At 53.3% G+C, this 25,771-nt stretch carries 30 protein-coding genes; 15 read left to right on the top strand and 15 right to left on the bottom strand.

Going from position 1 to position 25,771, the window contains the following annotated elements; all coding sequences use genetic code 11:
• Nucleotides 1-24 precede the first annotated feature (24 nt).
• Nucleotides 25-1,458: a serine-type D-Ala-D-Ala carboxypeptidase gene (gene dacB, locus J1G48_RS02700; RefSeq protein WP_001212681.1), complete on the top strand. Its 1,434-nt coding sequence runs from the start codon at nt 25-27 to the stop codon at nt 1,456-1,458.
• Between the two features lie 130 nt (nt 1,459-1,588).
• Here dacB and cgtA read toward each other — a convergent pair whose 3' ends face one another.
• The 4 genes from cgtA to rplU all read right to left on the bottom strand — a co-directional run bounded on the left by cgtA (nt 1,589) and on the right by rplU (nt 4,460).
• Nucleotides 1,589-2,761, bottom strand: a complete 1,173-nt coding sequence (gene cgtA, locus J1G48_RS02695) for an Obg family GTPase CgtA (protein WP_000673556.1) — start codon at nt 2,759-2,761, stop codon at nt 1,589-1,591.
• Nucleotides 2,762-2,776: 15 nt separating this feature from the next.
• Complete coding sequence (locus tag J1G48_RS02690) at nt 2,777-3,742, bottom strand: DMT family transporter (RefSeq protein WP_000813052.1); 966 nt, start codon at nt 3,740-3,742, stop codon at nt 2,777-2,779.
• 129 nt (nt 3,743-3,871) lie between these two features.
• Nucleotides 3,872-4,129: a 50S ribosomal protein L27 gene (rpmA, locus tag J1G48_RS02685; RefSeq protein WP_000940593.1), complete on the bottom strand. Its 258-nt coding sequence runs from the start codon at nt 4,127-4,129 to the stop codon at nt 3,872-3,874.
• A gap of 19 nt (nt 4,130-4,148) precedes the next feature.
• Entirely contained in the window at nt 4,149-4,460 is a 312-nt protein-coding gene (rplU, locus tag J1G48_RS02680; protein WP_000271396.1) for a 50S ribosomal protein L21, read from the bottom strand.
• Nucleotides 4,461-4,717: 257 nt separating this feature from the next.
• Here rplU and ispB point away from each other — a divergent pair, with 257 nt between their 5' ends.
• Nucleotides 4,718-5,689 (top strand): octaprenyl diphosphate synthase, encoded by a 972-nt coding sequence (gene ispB / locus J1G48_RS02675; protein ID WP_001047354.1) that lies wholly within the window; start codon nt 4,718-4,720, stop codon nt 5,687-5,689.
• 231 nt (nt 5,690-5,920) lie between these two features.
• Entirely contained in the window at nt 5,921-6,208 is a 288-nt protein-coding gene (gene sfsB, locus J1G48_RS02670; RefSeq protein ID WP_000444167.1) for a DNA-binding transcriptional regulator SfsB, read from the top strand.
• 58 nt (nt 6,209-6,266) lie between these two features.
• On the opposite strand, the gene murA is transcribed toward sfsB, so the two are convergent.
• From murA to mlaF, 7 genes are all read right to left on the bottom strand, one after another.
• Entirely contained in the window at nt 6,267-7,526 is a 1,260-nt protein-coding gene (gene murA / locus J1G48_RS02665; RefSeq protein ID WP_000357287.1) for a UDP-N-acetylglucosamine 1-carboxyvinyltransferase, read from the bottom strand.
• Between the two features lie 53 nt (nt 7,527-7,579).
• On the bottom strand, nt 7,580-7,834 hold the full coding sequence (gene ibaG, locus J1G48_RS02660; RefSeq protein ID WP_001518349.1) for a BolA family iron metabolism protein IbaG: 255 nt from the start codon (nt 7,832-7,834) through the stop codon (nt 7,580-7,582).
• A gap of 187 nt (nt 7,835-8,021) precedes the next feature.
• On the bottom strand, nt 8,022-8,318 hold the full coding sequence (gene mlaB, locus J1G48_RS02655; RefSeq protein WP_000188844.1) for a lipid asymmetry maintenance protein MlaB: 297 nt from the start codon (nt 8,316-8,318) through the stop codon (nt 8,022-8,024).
• A complete protein-coding gene (mlaC, locus tag J1G48_RS02650) occupies nt 8,318-8,953 on the bottom strand; it encodes a phospholipid-binding protein MlaC (protein ID WP_000476475.1) in 636 nt (211 codons plus the stop codon). The genes mlaB and mlaC overlap by 1 nt, the downstream gene beginning before the upstream one ends.
• A gap of 18 nt (nt 8,954-8,971) precedes the next feature.
• Complete coding sequence (gene mlaD / locus J1G48_RS02645) at nt 8,972-9,523, bottom strand: outer membrane lipid asymmetry maintenance protein MlaD (RefSeq protein ID WP_001193591.1); 552 nt, start codon at nt 9,521-9,523, stop codon at nt 8,972-8,974.
• Between the two features lie 4 nt (nt 9,524-9,527).
• The gene (gene mlaE / locus J1G48_RS02640) at nt 9,528-10,310 is read right to left on the bottom strand and encodes a lipid asymmetry maintenance ABC transporter permease subunit MlaE (RefSeq protein ID WP_000925786.1); all 783 of its coding nucleotides are present in this window, start codon (nt 10,308-10,310) and stop codon (nt 9,528-9,530) included.
• A gap of 7 nt (nt 10,311-10,317) precedes the next feature.
• Nucleotides 10,318-11,130 carry a phospholipid ABC transporter ATP-binding protein MlaF gene (mlaF, locus tag J1G48_RS02635; RefSeq protein WP_000531566.1) on the bottom strand — a complete coding sequence of 271 codons (813 nt, stop codon included), beginning with the start codon at nt 11,128-11,130 and terminating at the stop codon, nt 10,318-10,320.
• Nucleotides 11,131-11,342: 212 nt separating this feature from the next.
• On the opposite strand from mlaF, the gene J1G48_RS02630 reads away from it, so the two are divergent.
• The 12 genes from J1G48_RS02630 (at nt 11,343) to yrbL (ending at nt 20,185) form a co-directional block, all read left to right on the top strand.
• Nucleotides 11,343-12,320, top strand: a complete 978-nt coding sequence (locus J1G48_RS02630; RefSeq protein WP_000922742.1) for a calcium/sodium antiporter — start codon at nt 11,343-11,345, stop codon at nt 12,318-12,320.
• Between the two features lie 13 nt (nt 12,321-12,333).
• The gene (gene kdsD / locus J1G48_RS02625; RefSeq protein WP_000018617.1) at nt 12,334-13,320 is read left to right on the top strand and encodes an arabinose-5-phosphate isomerase KdsD; all 987 of its coding nucleotides are present in this window, start codon (nt 12,334-12,336) and stop codon (nt 13,318-13,320) included.
• A gap of 20 nt (nt 13,321-13,340) precedes the next feature.
• Nucleotides 13,341-13,907 (top strand): 3-deoxy-manno-octulosonate-8-phosphatase KdsC, encoded by a 567-nt coding sequence (gene kdsC / locus J1G48_RS02620; protein ID WP_000030032.1) that lies wholly within the window; start codon nt 13,341-13,343, stop codon nt 13,905-13,907.
• Nucleotides 13,904-14,479, top strand: a complete 576-nt coding sequence (gene lptC, locus J1G48_RS02615) for an LPS export ABC transporter periplasmic protein LptC (protein WP_000047845.1) — start codon at nt 13,904-13,906, stop codon at nt 14,477-14,479. The genes kdsC and lptC overlap by 4 nt, the downstream gene beginning before the upstream one ends.
• Nucleotides 14,448-15,002: a lipopolysaccharide ABC transporter substrate-binding protein LptA gene (lptA, locus tag J1G48_RS02610; protein ID WP_000669770.1), complete on the top strand. Its 555-nt coding sequence runs from the start codon at nt 14,448-14,450 to the stop codon at nt 15,000-15,002. Before lptC ends, lptA begins: the two co-directional genes overlap by 32 nt.
• Before the next feature lie 6 nt (nt 15,003-15,008).
• Complete coding sequence (gene lptB / locus J1G48_RS02605; RefSeq protein ID WP_000224104.1) at nt 15,009-15,734, top strand: LPS export ABC transporter ATP-binding protein; 726 nt, start codon at nt 15,009-15,011, stop codon at nt 15,732-15,734.
• Nucleotides 15,735-15,781: 47 nt separating this feature from the next.
• On the top strand, nt 15,782-17,215 hold the full coding sequence (gene rpoN, locus J1G48_RS02600) for an RNA polymerase factor sigma-54 (RefSeq protein ID WP_000809020.1): 1,434 nt from the start codon (nt 15,782-15,784) through the stop codon (nt 17,213-17,215).
• A 22-nt stretch (nt 17,216-17,237) separates the two neighbouring features.
• Nucleotides 17,238-17,525: a ribosome hibernation promoting factor gene (gene hpf / locus J1G48_RS02595; protein ID WP_001176589.1), complete on the top strand. Its 288-nt coding sequence runs from the start codon at nt 17,238-17,240 to the stop codon at nt 17,523-17,525.
• Nucleotides 17,526-17,642: 117 nt separating this feature from the next.
• Nucleotides 17,643-18,134: a PTS IIA-like nitrogen regulatory protein PtsN gene (gene ptsN / locus J1G48_RS02590; protein WP_000609332.1), complete on the top strand. Its 492-nt coding sequence runs from the start codon at nt 17,643-17,645 to the stop codon at nt 18,132-18,134.
• A 45-nt stretch (nt 18,135-18,179) separates the two neighbouring features.
• Nucleotides 18,180-19,034, top strand: a complete 855-nt coding sequence (rapZ, locus tag J1G48_RS02585; protein WP_000243749.1) for an RNase adapter RapZ — start codon at nt 18,180-18,182, stop codon at nt 19,032-19,034.
• Nucleotides 19,031-19,303, top strand: a complete 273-nt coding sequence (gene npr / locus J1G48_RS02580; protein ID WP_000216797.1) for a PTS phosphocarrier protein NPr — start codon at nt 19,031-19,033, stop codon at nt 19,301-19,303. The genes rapZ and npr overlap by 4 nt, the downstream gene beginning before the upstream one ends.
• 249 nt (nt 19,304-19,552) lie before the next feature.
• Nucleotides 19,553-20,185 carry a PhoP regulatory network protein YrbL gene (gene yrbL, locus J1G48_RS02575; protein WP_000602193.1) on the top strand — a complete coding sequence of 211 codons (633 nt, stop codon included), beginning with the start codon at nt 19,553-19,555 and terminating at the stop codon, nt 20,183-20,185.
• Between the two features lie 74 nt (nt 20,186-20,259).
• Here the strand turns inward: yrbL and mtgA are convergent, their stop codons facing one another.
• From mtgA to J1G48_RS02555, 4 genes are all read right to left on the bottom strand, one after another.
• Nucleotides 20,260-20,988, bottom strand: a complete 729-nt coding sequence (gene mtgA, locus J1G48_RS02570; protein WP_000044648.1) for a monofunctional biosynthetic peptidoglycan transglycosylase — start codon at nt 20,986-20,988, stop codon at nt 20,260-20,262.
• On the bottom strand, nt 20,985-21,638 hold the full coding sequence (gene elbB / locus J1G48_RS02565; RefSeq protein ID WP_000719822.1) for an isoprenoid biosynthesis glyoxalase ElbB: 654 nt from the start codon (nt 21,636-21,638) through the stop codon (nt 20,985-20,987). Before elbB ends, mtgA begins: the two co-directional genes overlap by 4 nt.
• Before the next feature lie 226 nt (nt 21,639-21,864).
• Nucleotides 21,865-24,201 (bottom strand): aerobic respiration two-component sensor histidine kinase ArcB, encoded by a 2,337-nt coding sequence (gene arcB, locus J1G48_RS02560; RefSeq protein WP_000809819.1) that lies wholly within the window; start codon nt 24,199-24,201, stop codon nt 21,865-21,867.
• A gap of 93 nt (nt 24,202-24,294) precedes the next feature.
• Nucleotides 24,295-25,224 (bottom strand): TIGR01212 family radical SAM protein, encoded by a 930-nt coding sequence (locus tag J1G48_RS02555; RefSeq protein ID WP_001176879.1) that lies wholly within the window; start codon nt 25,222-25,224, stop codon nt 24,295-24,297.
• Between the last annotated feature and the right edge of the window lie 547 nt (nt 25,225-25,771).

Genomic DNA, 25,771 nt, shown 5'->3' with positions numbered 1-25,771 from the left:
TTTCCAGGGTGTTAGCGCGAGATTATGCGATTTTCCAGATTTATCATCGGATTGACCACCAGTATAGCGTTCAGCGTTCAGGCCGCGAATATTGACGAATACATCAAACAGCTTCCGGCCGGCGCCAACCTCGCGCTGATGGTGCAAAAGATTGGCGCGCCCGCGCCGGCTATTGATTATCATAGTCAGCAGATGGCGCTTCCCGCCAGTACCCAAAAGGTGATTACCGCGCTGGCGGCGCTGATTCAACTCGGCCCGGATTTCCGTTTTACGACCACGCTGGAGACTAAAGGCAACGTCGATAACGGCATCCTGAAAGGTGACGTAATTGCGCGCTTTGGTGGCGATCCAACGCTAAAACGTCAGGATATTCGCAATATGGTCGCGACGCTGAAAAAGTCCGGCGTCACGCAAATCGACGGCAATGTGCTTATCGACACGTCGATTTTCGCCAGCCACGATAAAGCGCCAGGCTGGCCGTGGAACGACCTGACGCAGTGTTTCAGCGCGCCTCCCGCCGCCGCCATTGTTGACCGCAACTGTTTTTCTGTGTCGCTTTATAGCGCGCAAAAACCAAACGATTTAGCCTTTATTCGCGTGGCTTCTTATTATCCGGTAACGATGTTCAGCCAGGTACGGACTCTACCGCGCGGTTCGGCAGACGCGCAGTATTGCGAGCTGGATGTTGTGCCTGGCGATTTGAACCGTTATACGCTTACCGGCTGTTTACCACAGCGCGCCGACCCGCTGCCGCTGGCCTTTGCTATTCAGGACGGCGCCAGCTACGCGGGCGCGATCCTCAAGCAGGAACTGAAAGAGGCCGGGATAACTTACCGCGGCACGCTGCTGCGCCAGACGCAGGTTAACGAGCCCGGAACGATCGTCGCCAGTAAACAGTCGGCGCCACTGCACGATCTGCTTAAGATTATGCTGAAAAAGTCAGACAACATGATCGCCGATACTGTTTTTCGGATGATTGGTCATGTCAGGTTTAACGTGCCTGGCACCTGGCGGGCGGGATCGGATGCCGTTCGCCAGATCCTACGCCAACAGGCGGGAATTGATATCGGCAATACCATTATTGCCGACGGTTCCGGTCTTTCTCGCCATAATCTGATCGCTCCCGCCACGATGATGCAGGTGCTGCAATATATCGCCCAACACGATAACGAGCTGAACTTTATCTCTATGCTGCCGCTGGCGGGCTATGATGGTTCATTACAATACCGCGCCGGGCTGCATCAGGCGGGCGTAGACGGTAAGGTTTCGGCGAAAACCGGATCACTGCAGGGCGTGTATAATCTGGCGGGCTTTATTACCACCGCAAGCGGACAACGGATGGCATTTGTACAGTATTTGTCCGGCTACGCGGTTCCACCTGCCGATCAGCGTAATCGCCGAATCCCGCTGGTACGCTTCGAGAGTCGGTTGTATAAGGATATTTATCAGACTAACTGAGTGCATTATTGCCGGATGGCGGCGCTAACGCGTCTTATCCGGCCTACAACGAACATAATAAAATGGGCCGCAAATGCGGCCCGTTGGCTTTTGTAGGCCGGATAAGCTTTAGCGCCATCCGGCTACGAGATTAACGTTTGTAGATGAATTCGACGCCTTCTTCGTCGTCTTCATCCCAGTCGTCATCCCAGTCATCGTCTGCGTCTTCTTCCACTTCAGCCAACTGCTGGCGATGATAATCGTCCCACATGAACTCGACTTTTTCCGGCTGTTTTGCTTCTTCAGCCTGCGCGATCGGATTCTCGATGATAAAGGTCATCACATCCCAGCAGAGATCTTTCACCCCTAGCTGACTGGCGGCGGAAATCAGATAGTATTTCCCTTCCCAGCCCAACGCTTCGGCGATCGCTTTCGCTTTCTCTTCCGCTTCGGTTTTATCCATCAGATCGATCTTGTTGAACACTAACCAGCGCGGTTTAGCCGCCAGATCCTGGCTGTATTTTTCCAGTTCGCCAATAATGATACGGGCGTTTTCCACCGGATCGGAACCGTCGATCGGATCGATATCAATGAGGTGCAGCAGTACGCGGCAACGTTCGAGGTGCTTCAGGAAGCGAATCCCCAGGCCCGCGCCTTCCGCCGCGCCTTCGATCAACCCCGGAATGTCGGCCACCACAAAACTCTTTTCGCTGTCCATACGTACCACGCCCAGGCTCGGCACCAGCGTGGTAAACGGATAGTCCGCGACTTTCGGTTTTGCTGCCGATACCGCGCGAATGAACGTTGATTTACCGGCGTTTGGCATCCCCAGCATCCCGACATCCGCCAGCAGCATCAGTTCCAGCAGCAGGTCGCGCTTATCGCCCGGCGTACCATTGGTTTTCTGGCGCGGCGTACGGTTAACCGAGGATTTAAAACGGGTATTGCCTAGCCCATGCCAGCCGCCCTTCGCGACCAACAGACGCTGACCGTGTTTGGTCATGTCGCCCATCGTTTCACCGGTTCCCTGGTCGATAACGCGCGTACCGACCGGCACTTTGATGGTCACGTCTTTACCGCGTTTACCGGTACAGTCGCGGCTCGCGCCATTCTGACCACGTTCAGCGCGGAACGATTTTTCAAAGCGGTAATCGATCAGCGTATTCAGGTTTTCATCGGCTTCCATCCAGACGTCGCCGCCGTCGCCGCCATCACCGCCGTCCGGGCCGCCTTTCGGGATATATTTTTCGCGGCGAAAGCTCACACAGCCATTACCGCCATCGCCTGCAACGACCAGAATCGATGCTTCATCAACAAACTTCATTTTATTCTCCGTAAATCATTCGCCTGAGCGGGGTTGCGAAACCACCGTTTCATGCTTGCGTAAACCGCCCCAAATACGATGACCAATGGCGGAATACATCGCGCCCGCAACCACGACAAACGCACCGAGATAACCTAAAAGGTTTAACATCGGTCTGGCGAAGAAATCGGGCCAGGCCATAGATAAAAGATCTGAAAACAGCAGGGTAAATAGCGGTGTAAGCGTGATTATCGCGCTCACCTGCGCCGCCTGCCAACGCGCCATCGCTTCCGCCAGGGCGCCATATCCTACCAGCGTATTTAGCCCGCAGAAAATCAAACAGGCGAGCTGCCAGTCGCTCAGTTGCGCTATCACCATCGGTTTTGCCAGCGGCAAGAGCGCTATCGTACATAAAGTGTACAGTAAAAACAGGATCTGCTGCGAGGCCAGACGTCGCAATAATACTTTTTGCGCCACGCCATAGCTCACCCACACCATCGCCGCGCCTACGCCAAAAATAACGCCCCAGGTGTAGTCGGTCAGTCGGGTAAAAATCTCGATCAGACTGGTGTTAAAAAACATCACCAGCCCGCTCAATAACATCAGCGCGCCAATCACCTGCGTACCGCGCATCTTTTCTTTCAGAATAAAGACGCTGGCGACCATCATGCCAACCGGCGAGAGCTGGCCGATAACCTGCGACGCGGTTGGGCTTAAATATTGCAGGGAAGAACTGAACAAAATGAAATTACCGAACAGTCCGCAGGTCGCTATCGCCAATAACACCAACCAACGCGGCTTACGAAAAATACGCAGCGGCGGCAGCTTTCTTTTTACTGCCAGTATCGCCCCGAGGCCAATGCTGGCCATTAAGAAGCGGTAGAAGACAATGGTTGAAGGCTCCATCACCTCCAGCACTTGCTTCATTGCTATTGGCAACGCTCCCCAGCACATCGCGGTAGTGAGCGCTAAAAGAATGCCAATGCCTGCCTGCTGCTTCATGCCGTGTTCCCTGCAAAGACCCGTTAACGGCATTCGCACAGCCACACGGGTATATTTTAGTCGGCCATCGAATGTAAAAAGCCCCGCAACAGGTGCGGGGCTTTCATCCGTTACCGGACCACAAAAAACTTACTCAGCAACGATGCTGATGTATTTACGGTTTTTCGGGCCTTTAACTTCGAATTTCACTTTACCGTCTGCTTTAGCAAACAGAGTGTGGTCACGACCGCAACCAACGTTGGTGCCAGCGTGGAATTTAGTACCACGTTGACGAACGATGATGCTGCCTGCCAGAACTGCTTCACCGCCAAAGCGTTTTACGCCCAGACGTTTAGCTTCAGAATCGCGACCGTTACGAGTCGAGCCGCCAGCCTTTTTATGTGCCATTTAATCTGCTCCCCTAATCTTAAGCGCTGATGCCGGTAATTTTCACATCAGTGAACCACTGACGATGGCCCTGCTGCTTACGGTAGTGTTTACGGCGACGAAACTTAACGATTTTAACTTTCTCGCCACGACCGTGGGCAACAACTTCAGCTTTGATTACGCCGCCATCAACGAAAGGAACGCCGATTTTGACTTCTTCACCGTTTGCGATCATCAGAACTTCAGCGAACTCGATAGTTTCGCCAGTTGCGATGTCCAGCTTTTCCAGGCGAACGGTCTGACCTTCGCTTACTCGGTGTTGTTTACCACCACTTTGGAAAACCGCGTACATAAAAAACTCCGCTTCCGCGCACACCTTTCAATGATTCAGAGCGCGCTATAAATATTCACAATAGGGCGCGAATATTACGCAAATTGCACGGCTTTGACAAGTGCTACCATCAATACATGAAGAAAAAAAACACAACGCATACGGTAACGTTTATCTGCGGCGTTTTTTCAGTACAATCAGGGTATATTTCTAACCATAAACCCTACGTTACCTCATTCAGACATGGGATAATCGGGGCGATAAGCCCGGCTTTTGCGATGAATTTAGAAAAAATCAACGAGTTAACCGCGCAAGATATGGCGGGTGTCAATGCGACAATCCTTGAACAGCTTAATTCCGACGTTCAACTGATTAATCAGCTAGGATATTACATTATTAGCGGCGGCGGAAAACGCATTCGTCCGATGATTGCCGTTCTTGCCGCACGCGCGGTGGGTTATCAGGGTAACGCGCACGTGACTATCGCCGCTCTGATCGAGTTTATCCACACGGCGACGCTGCTACATGATGATGTGGTGGATGAATCTGATATGCGTCGCGGCAAAGCGACGGCAAATGCCGCTTTCGGTAATGCCGCCAGCGTGTTGGTCGGCGACTTTATCTATACCCGCGCCTTCCAGATGATGACCAGCCTCGGCTCGTTAAAAGTGCTGGAAGTGATGTCGGAAGCGGTCAACGTGATTGCAGAAGGTGAAGTGCTGCAATTGATGAACGTGAATGACCCGGACATTACCGAAGAAAATTACATGCGGGTGATTTACAGTAAAACGGCCCGTCTGTTCGAAGCCGCCGCCCAGTGCTCCGGTATTCTTGCCGGTTGTACGCCTGAGCAAGAGAAAGGGTTGCAGGACTATGGCCGCTACCTTGGTACGGCTTTCCAGCTCATTGACGATCTGCTGGATTACAGTGCCGACGGCGAGCATCTCGGTAAAAATGTGGGTGATGACCTCAATGAGGGCAAACCTACCTTACCGTTGCTTCACGCCATGCGCCACGGTACGCCAGAACAGTCAGCGATGATCCGTACCGCTATTGAACAAGGCAATGGCCGTCATCTTCTGGAACCGGTTCTGGAAGCGATGACCACCTGCGGTTCGCTGGAATGGACGCGTCAGCGAGCGGAAGAAGAAGCCGACAAAGCGATATCCGCGTTGCAGATATTGCCGGATACCCCATGGCGTGAGGCGCTAATCGGTCTCGCACACATCGCGGTGCAGCGCGATCGTTAATGCCGTTCTCTTATCCCGCGTACTGCGCGGGATATCCCATTAAGTTCTAATAAACTCCAGATACCCTATCGCCTGTTTTTCACATACTCATCCAGGACTTCCCCTGGCATATTCTGAATATTGCCGCCACTTACATGAACTTTTTAGAACATTCCTTCACGAAGCGTTATAGTATCGAACGTCGTCGGGTTGTTAAAACCGTAAGTGATTAACCTAAGGAGTGATGGATGTATGGAAAGCAAGCTTATTGACTGGCATCCGGCCGATATCATTGCCGGACTACGTAAAAAAGGGACTTCAATGGCCGCTGAGTCACGTCGGAATGGATTGAGTTCATCCACGCTGGCCAATGCATTAACGCGCCCGTGGCCGAAAGGAGAGTTGATTATCGCGAAAGCATTGGGAACGGAACCCTGGGTTATTTGGCCATCGCGTTATCACGATCCGCGCACGCATGAGTTTATCGACAGAACGCGGCTTATGAGAGCGCGTAATAAAGACAAACAGAATGTAGAGTAAGCGCCTGTAAAATACCCCCCGCAATCGCGTTCGCGGGGGTTATTCAGCGTACAGAAGGTTATTCGCCTTTCACGCGTTCAATATTCGCGCCTAGCGCGCGCAGTTTGTCTTCGATGCGCTCATAACCGCGATCGATGTGATAAATGCGATCCACAATCGTCGTGCCTTCCGCAATACAGCCCGCCAGCACCAGGCTCGCAGATGCCCGCAGATCTGTCGCCATAACCTGGGCGCCAGAGAGCGTTTCTATGCCATGGCATATGACGGTATTGCTTTCAATTTCCGCACGCGCGCCCATGCGGCTGAGTTCAGGCACGTGCATAAAACGGTTTTCAAAGACAGTTTCAGTGATAAAGCCCGTCCCTTCCGCCACCAGGTTCAGCAACGTGAACTGCGCCTGCATATCGGTCGGGAATGCCGGGTGCGGCGCGGTACGGACATTGACCGCCTTCGGTCGTTTGCCGTGCATGTCCAGACTAATCCAGTCCTCGCCCACTTCGATATCCGCGCCAGCATCGCGCAGTTTCGCCAGTACTGCGTCCAGAGTGTCCGGTTGCGCGTTACGGCAGAGGATTTTGCCGCGAGAGATCGCTGCCGCCACCAGGAAAGTCCCCGTTTCGATACGATCCGGCAGCACACGATAAACGCCGCCGCCCAGACGCTCTACGCCCTCGATCGTAATACGATCGGTGCCCTGCCCGGCGATCTTCGCCCCCAGCGTAACCAGGAAGTTAGCGGTGTCGACAATTTCCGGCTCGCGCGCGGCGTTTTCAATGATGGTCGTCCCTTCCGCCAGCGTGGCGGCGCACATAATGGTGACGGTCGCGCCGACGCTGACCTTATCCATCACGATATGCGCCCCTTTAAGACGTCCTTCGACGGAGGCCTTTACGTAGCCCTCTTCCAGCTTGATGGTCGCACCCAGTTGTTCCAGACCGGTAATATGCAAATCAACCGGACGCGCGCCGATAGTACAGCCCCCCGGCAGAGAGACTTGTCCCTGACCAAAACGGGCAACTAGCGGCCCCAGCGCCCATATCGAGGCGCGCATGGTCTTAACCAGATCATAAGGCGCGCAGAACACGTTCACCTGGCTGGCGTCAATGTGTACCGATCCATTGCGTTCCACTTTCGCGCCTAATTGGCTCAGGAGCTTCATCGACGTATCCACGTCTTTCAGTTTTGGAACGTTTTGGATCTCTACCGGTTCTTCTGCCAGCAGAGCGGCGAACAGGATCGGCAGCGCGGCGTTTTTGGCGCCGGAAATTGTGACTTCGCCCTGGAGCGTCGTTGGCCCCTGTACACGAAATTTATCCATTATTGTATTCTCAGTTAAGCATTCATCTCCGCTACCGGCAGGTTACCCGTAGCTTAAAATCCGTTAAGTTTACGATCGCGCGCCCATTCCGCCGGGGTATATGCTTTGATCGATACGGCATGGATACGGTTGTCCGCAATGTACTCCATTAGCGGCCCATAGACCGTTTGCTGTTTCTTGACCCGGCTCATGCCGTCAAACATCTCGCCCACGGCAATAACCTGAAAGTGACTGCCATCGCCGGAGACGTGGACTTCCTGGAGGGAGAGGGCATTCATCAGCACACTCTGAATTTCATGATTTTCCATGGGTTCTTTATTCGTCAAATAGTGAAAACAGCCCAACATCTTAGAGCAAAGTCGCGCCGTCTTAAATAAGCAAAAGATTACGCTGATAAATCAGCGCGGTAAAAGTGCCGGATGGTGCTGCTAACGCAACTTATCCGGCCTACGGGGATCATGCGAAGTGTAGGCCGGATAAACCATCCGGCATTCATTACATACGGGGAAGTACGTCTTCGGGCAAGTTATATAATTGCGCCAGCGCGTAAACCTTGTCGTTAACGCCAGACAGCGACACGGCATTGCCCTGCTTTTTTGCCTGGTTCACAAGGTGCGCCAGCAGCGCCAGTCCCCCCGTATCCACCCTGGAGATCTGGCTCAGGTCGATACGGGTAACGCCAGTCATCGCTTCTACGCGCGCGTCCCATAGCGGCGCCAACACGTCCTGATCCAGCTCTCCCGCCAGCACCAGAGTGTCCGCCTCACGCGTCCAGGTGAGTTGCGGCGTCATTACTGTTTCTCGTCCAAAGTAATTTTCTGTTGAGAGATAGATTTCAGTTGTGCGGTCAGGCCGTCGATGCCTTTAGTACGCAGCAGATCGCTCCACTCATTTTGCTTGGTGGTGATCATGCTGACGCCTTCCGCAATCATGTCATACGCCTGCCAGTTGCCGGTCTGAGTGTTTTTGCGCCACTGGAAATCCAGGCGTACCGGCGGACGACCGTTGGGATCGATAATCGTTACACGGATAGGCACAATGGTCGCATCGCCCAGCGGTTGCTCAGGCGCTATCTGGTAAGTCTGACCGTGGTACATCGCCAGCGCCTGACCGTATGCCTGTTTCAGGTATTCGCGAAACGCGGCAAAATAGGCTTCACGCTGCGCCGGGGTCGCCTCTTTGTAGTAGCGGCCCAACACCAGCGCGCCGGCATATTTTACCTGCACGTACGGCAGAAGTTCCTGATCAACAACGTCTCGCAGGTAATCCGGATTGGCACGAATTTTCGGCTGTTCGTTTTTCAGGCGATCAAACGTTTTCTGCGCCGCCTCGTTCATCAGTTTATAAGGATTGCTCTGATCCGCTGCCGTTGCTGCGCTTAATGGCGCAATGACCAGCAGGGCCACCATCATCAGTCGTTTAAACATGCCTCAATTCTCCTGAGATTATTTCGTTTCGCCCGCGGGCGTTGTGGCTTCAGTATGGCCTTCCGTTGCGGCTGGCGCATCGCCAGAATTCTTATTGTCGTCGCCTTTGCTGTTATAAAGGAACTGGCCAATCATATCTTCCAGCACCATTGCAGACTTGGTGTCCTGAATCGTACTCCCATCTTTGAGGATAGACGTTCCCAGCTCAGGATCTTCAAAACCGACGTTTAATGCCAGATATTGCTCCCCCAGCAGCCCGGAAGTACGAATACTCAACGAGCTGGTATCGGGAATATGGTTATAACGCTCTTCGATGTCGAGCGTTACGCGCGGCAGGTATGTTTTCGGATCAAGCGAGATATCTTCAACCCGCCCGACAACCACCCCGCCGATGCGTACCGGGGAACGCACTTTCAGACCGCCGATGTTATCGAAGGTCGCATAAACCTTATAGGTCGGCTCCGTGCGCATAGAGGTCACATTTGCCGCCTTCAGGCAAACAAACAGCGCCGCCAGCAACGCTACCAGCAAAAAAACGCCTACCCAAATTTCATTTTTTTTCGTTTGCATGAACTCAATTCCCAAACATCAGTGCGGTCAGCACAAAATCCAGCCCCAGAACGGCCAACGATGCGTGAACCACGGTACGCGTCGTTGCCCGGCTAATCCCGGCAGAAGTTGGTATTGCGTCATAACCGTTGAATAACGCAATCCATGTTACCGTAATGGCGAACACCACGCTCTTTATCAGACAGTTCACCAGGTCCATACGCCAGTCGACGGCATTCTGCATCGCGGACCAGAAGAACCCGGCGTCGATTCCTTTCCAGCTTACGCCGACCAGCGAGCCGCCCCAGATACCGACCGCCACAAAGATAATGGTCAGTAGCGGCAACGAAATCACGCCCGCCCAAAAGCGCGGCGAAATCACCCGGCGCAATGGATCGACCGCCATCATCTCCATACTGGAGAGCTGCTCCGTCGCCCGCATCAGGCCGATTTCCGCCGTCAACGCCGACCCGGCCCGCCCGGCAAACAGCAACGCCGCGACCACCGGCCCCAGCTCGCGCAGCAGCGAAAGCGCCACTAACATGCCAAGACTGGTCTCCGCGCTGTAAGTGGTCAGAACCAGATAGCCTTGCAGCCCCAGCACCATACCGATGAATACGCCGGAGACAATAATGATAAGCATCGACAAGACGCCCACATTATAAAGCTGGCGCACCAGCAGCGGCGCATGTTTGCGAAACTCCGGCTTACCGATAATCGCATTGAATAACATTAACCCGGCGCGCCCGAACGTCCTGACGGTTTTGATCCCGCTGTGTCCGAGTGCTGCCAGCGCATTTAACAGCATGAGTGGCTTAACTCCCTGTTTCGAGTAAATCAAGGTGATAGTCGCCCGCCGGATAGCGGAACGGAACCGGCCCGTCGGCAATGCCGTCAAGGAACTGACGCACGCGCGGGTCCGTATTCTCCTGCAACGCCTGAGCGCTACCGTGAGCGACGATTTTTTTGTCCGCCATGATCCAGGCGTGATCAGCAATACTGAGCACCTCTGGCACATCATGCGAGACCACCACGCAGGTCACGCCCAGCGCGCTGTTCAATTCTGAAATCAGCTTCACCAGAACGCCCATGGTAATCGGGTCCTGGCCGACAAACGGCTCATCGAACATGATGAGATCCGGTTCCAGAGCGATGGCGCGCGCCAACGCGGCGCGGCGCGCCATCCCACCGGAGAGCTCGGAAGGCATCAGTTTTGCCGCGCCGCGCAGCCCGACAGCTTCCAGTTTCATCATCACGACGCTTTTTAGCAGCGGCGCGGGTAAATTGGTGTGCTCCCGTAGCGGATAGGCCACATTGTCAAACACGTTCATGTCGGTAAACAGCGCTCCCGACTGAAACAGCATACTCATACGTTTGCGGACGGTGTAGAGCCGCGAACGGGACATGGCCGGCACATTCTCGCCATCAAATAAGATCTCGCCCTTATCCGGCGGGATCTGTCCGCCAATCAGGCGCAACAGCGTGGTTTTACCGATGCCCGACGGCCCCATGATCGCCGTGATCTTCCCGCGCGGCACCGTCAGGGAAATATTATCGAAAATGCAGCGTTCGCCACGGGAAAAGCTGACGTCGCGCATATCGACTAAATTGGCCGCAGACTGACCCATTGATTCATCCTTCGTATTGCCTTGTTGAGGTAACCATGGCGCTGAATTTAACCATGGGTTCGACATAATTACAGAATATTAACTGACAGGGTTAGCGAAAGCTGGCATTCGTTTTACTTTTTAGCCGCATAAAGTCAAAATTAGGACTTCGTTACGGCTTCCAGATATCCCTTCCAGGGGACCGGCGAGTATACCTGAAGAAAGGACTTTAGATGCTTTTAGCGATGGCGCTACTCATAATTGGTTTGCTTCTGGTGGCCTACGGCGCCGATCGTCTGGTGTTTGCGGCCTCTATTTTATGCCGTACATTCGGTATTCCCCCGCTGATCATCGGGATGACGGTCGTGAGTATCGGCACCTCGCTGCCGGAAATTATTGTGTCGGTCGCCGCATCGCTACACGGTCAGCTCGATTTGGCCGTCGGCGCGGCGCTCGGTTCTAACATCACCAATATTTTGCTGATCTTAGGGCTGGCGGCGCTGGTTCGTCCATTTACCGTGCATTCCGATGTTTTACGTCGCGAATTGCCATTAATGTTATTTGTTAGCGTGGTAGCCGGTTCCGTACTGCATGACGGACAGTTAAGCCGCAGTGATGGTATCTTTCTCCTGCTTCTGGCTGTGCTATGGCTGTTATTCATTGTTAAAATCGCGCGTCTGGCCGAACGCCAGGGGAATGACAGCCTCACCCGCGAACAACTGGCGGAGCTGCCGCGCGAAGGCGGGCTCCCCGTCGCGTTCTTATGGCTGGGCATTGCGCTGGTCATCATGCCGATGGCGACGCGCATGGTAATCGATAACGCTACGGTGCTGGCGAACTATTTCGCCATGAGTGAATTAACGCTCGGTCTGACAGTCATCGCCGTCGGCACCAGTCTGCCAGAACTGGCGACGGCGATTGCCGGCGTGCGAAAAGGCGAAAATGATATTGCCGTTGGTAATCTCATTGGCGCCAATATTTTTAATCTCGCCATCGTGCTGGGACTGCCTGCGCTGATCGCGCCGGGGGAGATCAACCCGCTGGCATTTGGGCGTGATTATAGCGTTATGTTGCTGGTTAGCGTGGTTTTCGCTTTACTTTGCTGGCGGCATCCGCGTCAGATTGGTCGGGGCGCAGGTATACTGCTGACCGGCGGGTTTATCGTATGGCTGGCGATGCTCTATTGGCTATCGCCACTTCTTGTTGGATAACTGGAAACGGATTATGTCGCATTTAGCGTTGCAACCGGGGTTTGACTTTCAGCAGGCAGGCAAAGAGGTCCTGGAAATTGAACGTGAAGGCCTGGCGGAGCTTGATCAATATATCAACCAGCATTTCACGCTGGCCTGTGAAAAAATGTTCAACTGCACCGGAAAAGTGGTGGTCATGGGGATGGGAAAATCCGGTCATATCGGACGGAAAATGGCCGCCACGTTCGCCAGTACCGGCACCTCTTCCTTTTTTGTACATCCAGGCGAAGCCGCGCACGGCGATTTGGGGATGGTTACGCCGCAGGATGTGGTTATCGCTATCTCCAACTCCGGCGAATCCAGCGAGATCGCGGCGCTAATACCGGTACTTAAACGTCTGCACGTGCCGTTAATTTGCATTACCGGGCGACCGGAAAGCAGCATGGCGCGTGCGGCAGATGTGCATCTGTGTGTTAAAGTGCCCAAAGAAGCGTGTCCGTTAGGACTGGCGCCTACCAGTAGTACCACCGCAACGCTGGTGATGGGCGACGCGCTCGCTGTGGCGTTGTTAAAAGCGCGCGGCTTTACCGCCGAGGATTTCGCTCTGTCGCATCCTGGCGGCGCGCTGGGACGTAAGCTACTGCTGCGAGTAAGCGATATTATGCATACTGGCGATGAGATCCCGCATGTTAATAAACATGCCACCCTGCGTGATGCGCTGTTAGAAATTACGCGTAAAAATCTCGGTATGACCGTCATTTGCGATGAATCCATGAAGATCGACGGTATCTTCACCGACGGCGATTTACGTCGCGTATTCGATATGGGCGGCGATATGCGCCAGTTGGGGATCGCCGAGGTGATGACGCCAGGGGGCATTCGCGTGCGTCCCGGTATTCTCGCTGTCGATGCGCTGAATTTAATGCAGTCCCGCCATATCACCTCCGTACTGGTTGCTGATGGCGACCAGTTACTCGGTGTGTTACATATGCATGATCTCCTGCGTGCAGGCGTCGTGTAGAAACTCAAGGATAATTAACGATGAGTAAAGCAGGTGCGTCGCTTGCGACCTGTTATGGCCCCGTCAGCACCCATGTCATGACCAAAGCGGAGAATATCCGCCTGCTCATCCTGGACGTGGATGGCGTATTGTCTGACGGCCTGATTTATATGGGCAATAACGGCGAAGAGCTGAAGGCTTTCAACGTTCGTGACGGCTATGGTATTCGCTGTGCTTTGACCTCCAATATCGAGGTTGCCATTATTACCGGACGAAAGGCTAAACTTGTAGAAGATCGCTGCGCCACGCTGGGGATTGTCCATCTTTATCAGGGACAGTCGAATAAGCTGATCGCCTTTAGCGATCTGCTGGAAAAACTGGTCATTGCGCCGGAAAATGTTGCCTATGTCGGCGATGATCTGATTGACTGGCCAGTGATGGAAAAAGTGGGGTTAAGCGTTGCCGTTGCGGATGCGCATCCGCTGCTGATCCCCCGCGCTGACTATGTGACGCACATTGCCGGCGGGCGCGGCGCGGTACGTGAGGTGTGCGACTTGTTGCTGCTGGCGCAGGGCAAGCTGGATGAGGCCAAAGGGCAATCGATATGAGTAAAACCAGACGTTGGGTTATCATTCTACTGTCGCTGGCCATTCTGGTACTGATTGGTATCAATCTGGCGGATAAAGACGATCCTGCTGCCGTGATGGTCAACAGCAACGATCCCACGTATAAAAGCGAGCATACGGATACCGTCGTGTACAGTCCGGAAGGCGCGTTGAGCTATCGTCTGATCGCGCAGCACGTTGAATATTTTTCCGATCAGGCGGTCTCATGGTTTACGCAACCGGTATTAACCACCTTTGATAAGGATAAGGTGCCGACATGGTCGATCAAGGCCGATAAAGCCAAATTGACTAACGATCGGATGCTCTATCTGTATGGTCATGTTGAAGTCAACGCCCTGGTGCCTGACGCTCAATTACGCAGAATTACCACCGATAACGCGCAGATTAATCTGGTGACGCAGGATGTTACCTCGAACGATCTGGTGACGTTATACGGCACAACATTTAACTCCAGCGGACTGAAAATGCGCGGTAACTTACGCAGCAAGAACGCCGAGCTGATTGAAAAGGTTAGAACCTCTTATGAAATTCAAAACAAACAAACTCAGCCTTAATCTTATGCTTGCCGGCTCGCTGCTGGCCGCCAGCATTCCGGCTTTCGCCGTCACGGGCGATACCGAACAGCCTATTCATATTGACTCGGATCAACAGTCGCTGGATATGCAAGGCAACGTCGTGACCTTTACGGGCAACGTGGTGATGACCCAGGGCACGATTAAGATCAACGCCGATAAAGTCGTGGTTACCCGCCCTGGCGGCGAACAGGGGAAAGAGGTGATCGACGGTTACGGCAATCCGGCCACCTTCTACCAGATGCAGGACAACGGTAAGCCGGTGAAAGGCCACGCTTCCCATATGCATTACGAGCTGGCGAAAGATTTTGTGGTGCTGACCGGCAACGCTTATCTGGAGCAGCTTGACAGCAACATTACCGGCGACAAAATCACCTACCTGGTGAAAGAGCAGAAAATGCAGGCCTTCAGCGAGAAAGGCAAACGCGTCACCACCGTTCTGGTGCCGTCGCAGTTGCAAGACAAAAACAAAGGCCAGACTCCGGCGCAAAAGAAGAGTAACTAATTCGTTATGGCAACATTAACTGCAAAGAATCTGGCGAAGGCCTATAAAGGCCGTCGCGTAGTGGAAGATGTCAGTCTGACCGTTAACTCCGGGGAGATTGTCGGGCTGCTCGGTCCAAACGGCGCGGGTAAAACCACCACCTTTTATATGGTCGTCGGTATCGTGCCGCGTGACGCAGGCAATATCATCATCGATGATGAAGATATCAGTCTGCTGCCGCTGCACGCGCGCGCGCGCCGCGGTATCGGCTATTTGCCGCAGGAAGCTTCTATTTTCCGCCGTCTCAGCGTATTTGATAACCTGATGGCGGTACTGCAAATTCGTGACGATTTGACCGCAGAACAGCGAGAAGACCGCGCCAACGAGCTGATGGAAGAGTTTCATATCGAGCATCTGCGCGACAGCATGGGACAGGCGCTGTCCGGTGGTGAACGCCGTCGTGTAGAAATAGCCCGCGCGTTGGCCGCTAATCCCAAATTTATCCTGCTGGATGAACCCTTTGCCGGCGTTGACCCGATTTCCGTTATCGACATCAAACGCATTATCGAGCATCTGCGCGATAGCGGGCTCGGCGTGCTGATCACCGACCATAACGTCCGTGAGACGCTGGCAGTCTGTGAACGCGCCTATATCGTGAGCCAGGGCCACCTTATTGCCCACGGTACGCCGACAGAAATCCTGCAAGACGAACACGTTAAGCGTGTATATCTTGGGGAAGACTTCAGACTCTGATAGGGTAGAGGGCTATGCTGCTCTAGCGGGAGAAAACGACTCTGAATATGAAGCAAGGTTTGCAACTCAGGCTTAGCCAACAACTGGCAATGACGCCTCAGCTACAACAGGCCATCCGTCTGTTGCAGTTGTCTACGCTGGAACTTCAGCAGGAACTCCAGCAAGCGCTGGAAAATAACCCGCTGCTTGAGCAAACCGATCTTCATGACGAAATCGACACTCAGCAACCTCAGGATAACGATCCTCTCGATACCGCCGACGCGCTCGAACAAAAAGAGATGCCGGAAGAGCTGCCGCTTGACGCCAGTTGGGATGAAATTTACACCGCCGGGACGCCGTCCGGCCCCAGCGGCGATTATATCGACGATGAGCTGCCCGTCTATCAGGGTGAAACGACGCAGTCGTTGCAGGATTATCTGATGTGGCAGGTTGAGCTAACGCCCTTCTCGGACACCGATCGCGCTATTGCGACATCCATTGTCGATGCGGTAGATGATACCGGCTATCTCACCGTATCCCTGGACGAAATTCGCGAAAGCATGGGCGATGTAGAGGTGGATCTCGATGAGGTCGAAGCCGTCCTGAAGCGTATTCAGCGTTTTGATCCGGTAGGCGTCGCGGCAAAAGATCTTCGCGACTGTCTGCTGATCCAGCTTTCACAATTCGACAAATCCACGCCGTGGCTGGAAGAGGCGCGGCTCATTATCTGCGATCATCTTGATCTGCTGGCCAACCACGATTTCCGCACGTTGATGCGCGTTACCCGACTAAAAGAAGAGGTGCTGAAAGAGGCGGTAAACCTGATTCAGTCGCTCGATCCCAGACCCGGTCAATCGATCCAGACCGGCGAGCCGGAGTACGTTATCCCGGATGTGCTGGTACGCAAGCATAACGGTCGCTGGACGGTGGAGCTTAATAGCGACAGTATTCCCCGTTTACAGATTAACCAGCACTATGCCGCCATGTGCAATAGCGCGCGCAACGATGCCGACAGCCAGTTCATCCGCAGTAATTTACAGGATGCGAAATGGCTGATAAAAAGCCTTGAAAGCCGCAACGACACGCTGCTGCGCGTCAGTCGCTGCATCGTCGAGCAACAGCAAGCCTTTTTTGAACAGGGCGAAGAATATATGAAACCGATGGTACTGGCGGATATCGCCCAGGCCGTCGAGATGCACGAATCCACTATATCCCGCGTGACCACGCAGAAGTATTTGCACAGCCCGCGCGGTATTTTTGAACTCAAATATTTCTTTTCCAGCCACGTCAATACCGAAGGCGGAGGCGAAGCCTCTTCCACCGCGATTCGCGCGCTGGTGAAGAAGTTAATTGCGGCGGAAAACCCCGCGAAACCGCTGAGCGACAGCAAGTTAACCTCTCTGCTGTCAGAACAAGGTATCATGGTGGCGCGCCGCACTGTTGCGAAGTACCGAGAGTCTTTATCCATTCCGCCGTCAAACCAACGCAAACAGCTGGTTTGACCCAACCGATAAGGAAGACACTATGCAGCTCAATATCACCGGACATAATGTCGAAATTACTGAAGCCCTGCGTGAATTTGTGACGACAAAATTCGCCAAACTTGAACAGTATTTTGAGCGGATTAATCAGGTATACGTGGTGTTGAAAGTGGAGAAGGTCACGCATATCTCGGATGCGACGCTACACGTTAACGGCGGCGAAATTCACGCCAGCGCGGAAGGCCAGGATATGTATGCCGCCATTGACGGCTTGATTGATAAACTGGCAAGGCAGTTAACCAGGCATAAAGATAAACTGAAACAACACTAATTGTCCGGGCAGTTAGCCAGTGCAGGACGGCCTGTTGTGTGACACAACGGGCCATTTGTACAGTTAGCGCTCCGAACCTGGCCATCAACCTGACAGGACAGGTTCTTAGGTGAAATTATGATAAATAACGATACGACTCTACAACTGAGCAGTGTACTTAACCAGGAGTGTACGCGTAGCGGCGTTCATTGTCAGAGTAAGAAACGCGCGCTGGAAATCATCAGCGAACTGGCGGCAAAACAGCTCAGTTTACCTCCTCAGGTCGTGTTTGAAGCCATTCTGACACGCGAAAAAATGGGCAGTACCGGTATTGGTAATGGTATCGCCATCCCGCACGGGAAACTGGAAGAAGATACCTTACGCGCCGTCGGCGTGTTCGTTCAGCTCGAAACGCCGATCGCGTTCGACGCCATCGATAACCAGCCGGTCGATCTCCTCTTCGCCCTGCTGGTGCCCGCCGATCAAACTAAAACGCATCTGCACACGCTGTCGCTGGTGGCGAAACGTCTGGCGGATAAAACGATCTGCCGCCGCCTGCGCGCGGCGCTGAATGATGAAGAGCTGTATCAAATCATTACTGACACCGAAGGTGAGCAGAATGAGGCATAACAACTCAATGGCATTTCTTTCTGTCGTTGTGAGGAGAAACGGTACATGGTACTGATGATCGTCAGCGGGCGTTCCGGATCAGGTAAATCTGTCGCTCTGCGCGCGCTGGAAGATATGGGATTTTACTGCGTGGATAACCTCCCCGTCGTGCTGTTGCCCGATCTGGCGCGAACGCTGGCCGATCGCCAGATTTCCGCCGCCGTCAGCATTGATGTGCGCAATATGCCTGAATCACCTGAGATTTTTGAACAGGCGATGAATAATCTGCCTGGCGCTTTCTCGCCGCAATTGCTGTTTCTTGATGCCGACCGCAATACCTTGATTCGCCGCTACAGCGACACGCGCCGTTTGCATCCGCTTTCCAGCAAAAATCTTTCTTTAGAGAGTGCGATCGATAAAGAGAGTGACTTGCTGGAGCCGTTACGCTCACGTGCGGATCTGATCGTCGACACTTCAGAAATGTCCGTCCATGAGCTGGCGGAGATGCTGCGTACCCGGCTGTTGGGCAAACGCGAGCGCGAACTGACGATGGTATTTGAGTCCTTCGGCTTTAAACATGGTATCCCGATTGATGCGGACTATGTGTTTGATGTCCGCTTTCTGCCCAACCCGCACTGGGATCCAAAACTGCGCCCCATGACCGGGCTTGATAAGCCGGTAGCCGCGTTTCTTGACCGACACACAGAAGTTCACAATTTTATCTATCAGACTCGCAGCTATCTTGAGCTATGGTTACCGATGCTGGAGACCAACAACCGCAGCTACCTTACCGTCGCTATCGGTTGTACCGGCGGGAAACACCGTTCGGTGTATATTGCAGAACAGCTGGCAGACTACTTCCGCTCGCGCGGTAAAAATGTCCAGTCTCGCCATCGCACGCTGGAAAAACGCAAAACATGACCGTAAAGCAAACTGTTGAAGTCACCAATAAGCTGGGCATGCATGCCCGGCCTGCCATGAAGCTTTTCGAACTGATGCAGGGGTTTGACGCCGAGGTGCTATTACGCAATGACGAAGGCACCGAAGCGGAAGCAAACAGCGTCATCGCTCTGTTAATGCTCGACTCCGCCAAAGGGCGTCAGATCGAAATTGAAGCCACCGGCCCGCAAGAAGTTGAAGCGCTGGCGGCGGTTATCGCGCTGTTCAATTCCGGCTTTGACGAAGACTAAACCTCCCCCTCTATACCCTATTTTCCCCCAACGCCGTCCCGGTATTTGATGACAGTCACCCCAAAACCGGGCGTGTTACGCCTGCCTGCCACTTGTCCCGCAGCCCCACCCTTTCGTAAGATTTGTACATTTCGTGCGCTTTACCTATGCATAAAAACATTAAGAAAACCTTAAAAAATTTCGTTTAGGTTTTGTTTAAGTTCTTTGTCCATACTAAATTTATGTGAATAAATTTTTCCAGGACTTGCCATGATCCTTTTATCCGAACAGACTCCGCTGGGCGCTGGTCGACATCGTAAATGCTATACGCATCCGGATAATGCCCGGCGTTGCATAAAAGTTATTTACAACCGTGACCACGGCGGTGATAAAGAGATTCGGCGTGAACTGAGCTACTATGCGCATCTGTCCCGCTACCTGACGGACTGGAGCGCTATCCCCCGTTATTACGGCACGGTAGAAACCGATTGCGGCACCGGCTATGTCTACGACATGATTACCGATTTCAACGGCGCGCCCTCTATTACCCTGACCGAGTTCGCCGCGCAATGTCGTTATGAAGAGGATGTCGCTGTCCTGCGGCGGCTACTGAAAAAACTGAAACGTTACCTGCTGGATAACCATATTGTGACGATGTCGCTGAAGCCGCAAAATATCCTGTGCCAGCGTATCAGCGAGTCAGAAGTGGTTCCGGTGGTTTGCGACAATCTGGGGGAAAGTACCTTTATCCCGCTGGCGACCTGGTCAACATGGTGCTGTGAACGCAAACTGGAGAGAGTGTGGCAGCGGTTTATCGCCCAGCCTGCGCTGGCCGTTGCCCTGGAGAGGGACGAGCAGCCAAAAGACAAGAAACGGCTGGCGCTTACTTCTCACGAAGCTTAATGGCCTGTGCTTATCAGGCCTGGACGACACAGATCGCAGGCCGGATAAGGCGTTCGCGCCGCCAATCGGCAAAATTAATTAAGCTGGTTGCGCGTCATAAAAGATTCCCCGCCCAGTTGTCGCATCTGGCGCATAATCCACGCCTGCCGGCTACGCACATAGCCAGACGGCGCATTCGCCTTATAGCGTAACGGATTTGGCAATACCGCCGCCAGCAACGCGGCTTCAGACACACTCAAGCGACTGGCAGGTTTATGAAAATACCGTTGTGCCGCAGCCTCCACGCCAAAAATACCATCGCCAAACTCCGCGATATTCAGATAAACCGTGAGAATGCGCTTTTTGCTCCAGACAGTTTCAATGCCCAGCGTTAGCCCGGCCTCCAGACCTTTGCGCAGCCAACTGCGTCCATCCCATAAAAAGAGATTTTTCGCCGTTTGCTGCGAAAGCGTAGAGGCGCCGCGAATACGGCTCTCATTCCGCTCATTATGCGCCAGCGCTTTTTCAATCGCCGGAACATCAAAGCCCCAGTGCTCAGGGAACTTCTGGTCTTCCGCCGCAATTACCGCCAGCCCCATCCACGGCGAGATATCCGCCATACTGACCCAGTCAGAATGCGCCACATAACCGAACTCTCCGCCGAGCCAGGCGCTAATCTGCCGTTCCGCCATCACCGCCGAAAAAGGCACCGGAACCACGCTAAACAGCGCAATGCCGCCGCCCCAAAAGACGGCGAGCGCAGCAAGGATACGTAAAAGTAGACGGCGCAAAAACGTTAACGGCGCGATGCGTCGTTTGCTCATTCCGCCAGAACCAGCACGCGCGACACTAATTTATCAATGCCGCTTGCCGCCTGGGCGATATCCTGCGCCAGCATATAGGCAGGGGTGGTCACGACCTTGTTATCCTCGTCCACAACGATATCATCAACCGGGCAAGGTACGTGTTCGGCGCCCATCTCTTCAAGTACTTCAGCGGTATCAATATCCGTCCCTATTGTCAGACGTAGCGGGAAGTCAAAGATTTTCGGCAACATTGCGGGCGCGATACAGATGAATCCCAGCGGCTTGCCGGACTGGTGCATGGCCTTCGCCAGCGCGACGACATCGCTATCCACCCGGCATTCGCTCCCCTGGCTGGCGAAATTACTCAGGTTCTTCGCCGCGCCGAAACCACCGGGCACAATGAGCGCATCCAGTTCCTCTGGCTGCGCCTGGGACAGGGGACGAATATCGCCCCGCGTAATACGCGCCGCCTCAATCAGGACGTTACGCGTTTCCGCCATCGCTTCGCCGGTCAGGTGATTAATCACATCCGCTTGTGGTTTATCCGGCGCGAAGCAGACAGCCTGCGCGCCGCTGCGGGCAATGGCCAACAGCGTCAGAACGGCCTCATGAATTTCGGTGCCGTCATAGACGCCGCATCCGCTGAGCACTACGCCAATTTTTTTCATGGTGAACATCCTCCTGCAACCGACTCAAGCCCATTAATAATTTTGATTAAAATGCTACGCTTCACACATTTAAATGATTCATGTAACAAATCATTTAGGATTTGCTATCTTAACTGCGTGCGGCCTGAAAACAGGACTGCGCCTTTGACATCATCATAATAAGCACGGCGCAGCCACGATTTCCCTGGTGTTGGCGCAGTATTCGCGCACCCCGGTCAAACCGGGGTCATTTTTTTTCCGCGTTTGCCACCCAGGCTTTCAGCACCGCGACATCGTGCTGCCACTCCTGCTTCATCTCTTCAATCCATTCCGCGACATTATCTTCCCAGGCAGGAAGATCCGGCGACTGGATTTGCTGGCCAAGCTGTTGCAGATGACGCAGCCCTACCGAACCGGCTGCGCCTTTAATCTTATGCCCTTCCTCAACGACGCCTTTTTTGTCACGCGCCGTCAGATTGGACTCCAGCACGCTTAAATAGCCGGGCATCATTTTTTCAAACACCGCGAGACCGTCGGTGATCAATTTAGGCCCAACCAACTCGATGTACTGTTCCAGCATCGGGATATCCAGCAGCGCTTGCGCTTTATCGCTCTCTTCAGGCGTCACGGTACTCTCCTCTTTATCGGTGGCATCCCAGAATTTTTTAATCATCGCGGTTAAGGCTGGCACCGACAGCGGCTTACTCAGCACATCGTCCATACCAGCGTCCAGATACTCTTTTTTATCTTTCAGAACGTTAGCCGTAAGCGCTACCAGCGGCGGTAAATCTTCCCGCGTGTGGCGACGGGTCAGTTCTCTGGCAATATCCAGACCCGTCATATCCGGTAGCTGAATATCCAGCAAGACCAGGTCATATTCGCCTGGCGCGAACATCTCCAGCGCCGCCTTGCCGGTCATCGCGACATCCACGCTGTTACCCAGTTTTTCCAGTACCGAACGCGCTACGATCACGTTCAGTTCAATATCTTCGACCAGCAGAACATGCAGCGCCGGCAGCGGCATGTCGTCTTCATCAAAGGCGTCCTCCACCTCTTCCGCCACCGCTGGCGCATGAACCGTTAGCGTAAAGGTCGATCCTTTGCCCGGCAGACTGGAAACGGTAATATCGCCGCCCATATTTTTCGCCAGCCGACGGGAGACCGCCAGCCCGATACCGGTACCCGTCGCCGGTTTACCGCCATGACTGTCTTTCACCTGATAATACATGGCGAAAATTTTATCCTGCTCATCCTGCGGAATGCCGATCCCGGAATCTTCCACTTCAAAGTGCAGCATGTCGCCTTCATCATAGCGCGCCCGCACCGTCACCTGGCCCTGCTGAGTAAATTTCACCGCATTGCTGATCAAATTCCATAAAATCTGGCGCAGACGCGTTCCGTCGGTAATGACTTTGTGCGGCAGCGGCAGCGTCGGCTCAAGCACAAAACGTAGCCCTTTTTGCTGCGCCTGCAAACCGGAAAGGTTTTCCAGATCGGCCATAAAGCTGGTGAAATCAACCGGTTGGTTATCAAGCTGAACCTTACGCCGCTCCATCTTATCCATATCAATGATATCATTGAAAATATTGCCTAACGTCACGGCGGAGACATGGATTGTCTTAAGGTATTTTTCCTGTTCGGCGGTAAGATCGGTATCCAGCAGGATGCGGCTTAAACCGACGATGCCGTTAAGCGGGGTGCGCAGCTCATGACTGATGGTAGAGATAAATGTGGTCTTGTCGCGGCTGGCGCGTTCCAGCGCGTCCTGATAACGCTTACGTTCGGTAATATCACGACCAAATCCCATCAGGCCATGACGTTTACCGACACGGTCGTAATAAGGCACTTTACGAATTTCAAAGCAGGCCTTTCGTCCGTCCGGGTAATCCAGCCACTGTTCGTAGGTCAGGGAGACGTTATGGCGGAATACTTTTTCATCGGTTTCAATGACTTTCTCCGCCGCTTCGGGAGAGTACACATCTTCCGGCTTCAAATGCACCAGCTGTTTTTCGCTCTTGCCGGTTAGCAATTCCATTGCGCGGTTACAGCCGGAAAATTCTTTATCCTCATTACGATAAAAAACCAAATCCGGCGAGGCGTCCAGAAAGGAGCGCAGAAAAGAGGATTGCTGTTCTAGCTGGATTTGCGCTTCTTCACGCTCTTTAATTTCTACTTTTAGCTGTTCAAATGTCTCTTGCAGCTCCGCTTCCGCTTTTTCGCGATCGGCAATTTCCTGATTAAGCTGGGCAATATTGTCCTTCAACTGTACGTTAAGCTTGAGATCGCGCTCGCGCATCTCCTCCAGCTTTTGCACCAGACGCGACAGTCGCTGCCTTGACTCTTCCAGTTGTTCAACAACAACGGATAAGAAATAGACCGCCCAGGGCGTAATTAACAGGCCAAAAAAGATGGAACGAATAACGTCGATACTTTCAACCTGACCATGCAGCACCATGGTCACCGCCATCTGCACGACAATCGCCAGCACCACCAATGCCAACGCCAGGAGCATGGAAAAGCGCACCAGACCCAATTTCATCATCAGGTCGACATAGTATTGCGCCAGCATACGAATTTGCTTCATAGAGGATTCCTTCACCACAACTTCGCACATAATACCCAATTATGGGAACCGCGTTGAATATTGTGCGAAATATGCGTAGCGCCCCTCATCACGCTACGCTACAGGTGGTATCCAGGGACGGGCCAGCGCAGAGCCCTGTACGCCATGCTCATTCAGGTATTTGTCCAGCTCAACCATCCCCGTCCAGCGATTCTCGCACCACAGCGGGGCAAGCAGCGTCGGACGGCGAGCGCTGGCTGAAATTCGGTGATAAATCACCTCCGGCGGCGTATGACGAATCATCTCACCTGCCGTTAGCGTGTAGTCGTCCAGTTCGATGCCGTTCAGCCGCCCCGCTTCCCAGGCTTTGGCCATCGTACTGCCTTTCACAATATGCAGCGGATGCAGTTTAATACCGTCAACGCCCGTCTCCACCACACGCTCCATGGTTTGCAGGCATTCTGCCTGCCCTTCTCCCGGCAGCCCCACAATCAGATGCGCACACACTTTCAGCCCGCGCTCCCGGGCAATCCGGGTGGTACGCTGATAGCAGGCGAAGTCATGCCCGCGGTTAATTCGGTGCAGGGTTTTATCGTGCGCGGTTTGCAATCCCAGTTCCAGCCATACCTCGTAGCCTTGATCTTTATATTCACACAGTAAATCTACTACTGCCTGCGGGACACAATCCGGACGCGTACCGACGCATAACCCGACGATACTGGCCTGGCTGACCGCCTGTTGATACATGGAACGCAGCACCTGCACTTCCGCAAAGGTGCTGGTGTAGGCCTGGAAATAGGCCAGATAACGTTTAGCGCGGTTCACCAGATGCGCCTGATGCGCAAGCTGCTCGGCAATCGAATGATGCTGCTGCGCCTCATCGGCAAAAGAGGCGACATTACAGAAGGTGCAACCGCCACGCCCGATGGTGCCGTCGCGGTTAGGGCAGCTAAAACCGCCATGAAGCGTCAGCTTATGAACCTTTTGCCCATACCGACGTAAAAGATCCCCACCAAACATATTGACTAATTTCTGTAACTGCATAATCTGATAGACCGCCTCTTAAAAAGAGGCCAAAGCCTGCCATTTTTAGTCTCCTTTGGCGATGACCTGGATCAATCGTCCCGGAAGGCTTTTATCCGTTGCATAATCAAGCAAAATAAACGACATTTCATTCATAATCCCGTTGATGATTTTTCCTGATATTCCCCTCTTTTTTCAGCGTCTGCTGGGTCATCGATAAAAACAGTAGCATTCAATACTGCTCACGCTTAAAACAGCATAAAATGCCAAGATTTTTGAAAAAGAAAGGTCAGATAACGTCTGGCGAGCGGCTCTTATAGTGAGACAGATCACAGGCTTTCTGCCGCTCCGTATTAGCAGCCCCTCTATAAAAAACCTTTTAATTTCAATATATTCAAAAAGTTATCTGTGCTACAGCACACTTTTGCATAAATCAGTTTGCCATTTGACCTGGGTGTGGATTCCCGATAAGTTGGGGATCCGCTGGAAGCTTTCTGGATGAGCCGTCTGCTCATCATATTTATGCAGTAATTGAGATTCCCTCTTAACCGTATTTACCAATGCGCAA

The organism is Salmonella sp. SAL-020, from assembly GCF_017372215.1.
Classification (GTDB): Bacteria; Pseudomonadota; Gammaproteobacteria; order Enterobacterales; family Enterobacteriaceae; genus Salmonella; species Salmonella enterica.
This window is presented reverse-complemented; position numbering and strand designations above follow the sequence as displayed.